Annotated in this window: 4 protein-coding genes; 1 reads left to right on the top strand and 3 read right to left on the bottom strand. The window is 62.3% G+C overall.

Going from position 1 to position 2,694, the window contains the following annotated elements; genetic code table 11:
- Positions 1–66: 66 nt before the first annotated feature.
- Positions 67–1,200, bottom strand: a complete 1,134-nt coding sequence (locus EN969_RS25800) for an extensin family protein (RefSeq protein WP_164758486.1) — start codon at positions 1,198–1,200, stop codon at positions 67–69.
- A gap of 132 nt (positions 1,201–1,332) precedes the next feature.
- Positions 1,333–1,758: a DUF3775 domain-containing protein gene (locus tag EN969_RS25795; RefSeq protein ID WP_013530064.1), complete on the bottom strand. Its 426-nt coding sequence runs from the start codon at positions 1,756–1,758 to the stop codon at positions 1,333–1,335.
- A 143-nt stretch (positions 1,759–1,901) separates the two neighbouring features.
- Between EN969_RS25795 and EN969_RS25790 the strand changes: the two genes are divergently transcribed.
- Complete coding sequence (locus tag EN969_RS25790) at positions 1,902–2,441, top strand: tetratricopeptide repeat protein (protein WP_063168815.1); 540 nt, start codon at positions 1,902–1,904, stop codon at positions 2,439–2,441.
- Between the two features lie 68 nt (positions 2,442–2,509).
- Here EN969_RS25790 and EN969_RS35605 read toward each other — a convergent pair.
- A partial coding sequence (locus tag EN969_RS35605) for a hypothetical protein (protein ID WP_206525231.1) occupies positions 2,510–2,694 on the bottom strand: 185 nt, incomplete at its 5' end.

Raw genomic sequence — 2,694 nt, 5'->3', positions numbered from 1 at the left:
GGAAACCTCAGCGTCCGCGTTCATGCCTGCGGCCGAATTGCGGCACGCGGCCTGGATCAGCCCTGATCACTGGCAGAACGTTCCGCCATGACGGCGCGGTTCGAGATCGAGATGGAAATGCAGGGAATGATCGGCGTCGGCGCCTGGGCCGAGCACCGTCTTGAAGGGTCCGCAGGCGGCCTTGCGAACCTTGTTGAGGAATTTGGCGTCTTTCTCCGGCGGCGCCGGGCCGACCTCGATCTTCTTGCCGTCCGACAGCGTGAAGCTGGCGATGTCGAGCGCGTTGCCGAACGCGTGTTCCGACAGTTTTCGTGTGCCGTTGCGTGGCCGGCAGACAAAAGCCGATGCCTGGCCGATCGATTTCAGGTCCGCACCGAATTCGGCCTTTGCCGCCGGCTGGATGACATCGGCGGCAAAACGCGCCGTCGCCTCGGCCATCTTGCAGTTGAGCTCGGTGCCCGGGGCAATCGCGATCGACTTTCCAAGGGTCTTCAGCACGATGGGGTAGGGAATCGAACAGCCGATTTCGGGCTGGCTTTCCGCCTTGTACTCTTCGAATTCGACGCCGAGCGTCTTTAGCCGTTCGCGGCATGCGACTTCCTCGACCGGCATTTTTTCATCGGGCACGTCGGCCGAGCGCGGATCGGGCAGCATCTTCTTCTCGTCCGCGTCGGCCGGCTTTTGCGGTGGCTGCGGGGCGACGGTTGGCGGCTGGGCCTCGGGTTCTGCAATGTCAGGCTTTTGTGTCGGCGTTGGCGCGACGTCCGGCGGCTCCGGCTCGTTTTCCCCGGTTGATGGCTCCGGAGCCAATGGCTCGGGACGTGCCTGCTTTTCCTGGTGGGATTTTTCTTCCTTGAAACGGTCGGGCGCTTCCGCGGCCTTCGGCCCTACGCGCTTTTGCTCCTCGGTCTTTGCAGCTTCAGCCTTTGGTGCGTCCGCCGGGCGTGGTTCGGGCACCGGAATGCCGGGTTGGGTTATCGGAGTGCCGGGTTCGGGCACGGGAACATCGGCAGGCGAGGGCAGCGATGTCTGCGTTTTCTGCTGTGTCTGCTTTGGCGTGACCTGCCGGTGGCGCCGTGGTTTCAAACGCTTTCCGCCCCTTGGTTTCAGGGGCTGGTCGGCTCGTGGTGTCAGCGGCTGCTCGACCCGCGGCGTCGGGGGCTTATGATGCCGATGGCGATGTCTCGCCTCGACCGGCATCACCAGCAAGGCCGTGACGGCCACGGTCAACGCAATCCTGCATATTCGGGAAAAGACGATCGACCCCATCGCCCTCAACGGCGCCGACGCAAGGTGGTTGCCTTGGCCGCATCACGAACGGTAACCGCTCCGTTACGCACCGATCGCTTCCAGCCCTTCCTCCAGCCAGTCGGCGAGCAGCGGCATGCCAAGCAGGTATTTCGCGGTGCGCTTGTTGGCGCGTTCGCGCGCGGCGGCCAGCGCGTCCGCCCATTCGGTGGCGTCGTAGTCGCCGCGACCGACCCAGGCCAACGCGATCAGCTCGGCTGCTTCATCGACATTGAGGTCGTTGATCAGCTCGCGCAGCTCTTCTTCGGTCAGGTTCTCGGAGCTTTCCTCGGCAAGGCCGTCATGGTGATGGTTGACATGGGACTCGCCGTCGAGTTCGACCTCGTGCTCGGCGCCATCGGCATAGTCTTCATTGACGGCCGCACTCAGTGCCTTGGCCTTGAGGATGAACAGGCGCACCGTGTCGGGGCCGATCGAAAGCTCCCAGTCCTTTTCAAGCCGCCGCTGCAAGGGCCGTCTCCCTCAGGTCGTTTGCCGGATGATAGCGGATTCGCGGCATCCGTCACCTGATGTTCTCCCGCCCGCAATTTTCCGGGATGAAACGCAAGCCGACCGGCGTTAGTATTGCATTCTCACCCCTCCAGGAGGTTTCGATGCATAAAAGAGTGCTGATCCAGGCGGCGAGCGCATTGCTCGTTCTACAGTTCCTTGCCGTTCCGGTGTTCGCCGCGGGCAGCGGGGGCAGCGGCGGTGACGAAACCGTCACCCAGTGCAAGAAGGGCCAGGTCTGGGACAAGAAGAAGAAAAAGTGCGTCGCGCCCCAGGAAGGCATGCTCGACGACGACAGCATCTATGATGCAGGCCACGCGCTGGCGATGGCCGGGCGCTATGACGAGGCGATTGCCGTGCTCAGCCTCGCCGCCAACAAGCAGGATCCGCGCATCCTCAACTATCTCGGCTATTCGCACCGCCATTCCGGCCGCGTCACCGTCGGCCTCGGCTATTACGAGGAAGCGCTGCGCATCGATCCGAACTACACGCTGGTGCGCGAATATCTCGGCGAAGCGCATCTGCAGATCGGCGATCTGGCCGGCGCCCAGCAGCAGTTGATGGAAATCGAGAAGCGGACCGGCAAGGGTTCGCGTGAATATGGCATGCTGGCCGAGCAGATCGACCATTTCATGAGAAGCTGAAAAGATCCCAGGGCTCTTCCAAGCGGCCGCGAGCGATCGCGGCCGTTTTTTGTTGCCCCCGGTCTCATTCATCGCCCCGGACTGATGAAAACGGGGATGATTTTAGCAAAACCGATTTTTGGGCGTGAAAAACCCGCTGACATTGCTATATTCAGGGAAATTGCGGTGAAACGGTTCCGTAAGCTCGAGGCTGCCGGACCCGTTTTCTTTTTGTACCCATCGACAAGGCTTTCCCCGATACGCGGGGGTGGCA

The organism is Mesorhizobium sp. M7A.F.Ca.CA.003.01.2.1, from assembly GCF_003998945.1.
Lineage (GTDB): Bacteria > Pseudomonadota > Alphaproteobacteria > Rhizobiales > Rhizobiaceae > Mesorhizobium > Mesorhizobium ciceri.
The sequence above is the reverse complement of the archived record's forward strand: the minus strand, read 5'-3'. Positions and strand labels throughout refer to the sequence as shown.

What these genes read in the sequence shown, in the direction of transcription:
- EN969_RS25800 (WP_164758486.1), bottom strand. Translation starts at nt 1,200, where the DNA reads ATGCCGGTCGAGGCGAGACATCGCCATCGGCATCATAAGCCCCCGACG.
- EN969_RS25790 (WP_063168815.1), top strand. Translation starts at nt 1,902, where the DNA reads ATGCATAAAAGAGTGCTGATCCAGGCGGCGAGCGCATTGCTCGTTCTA.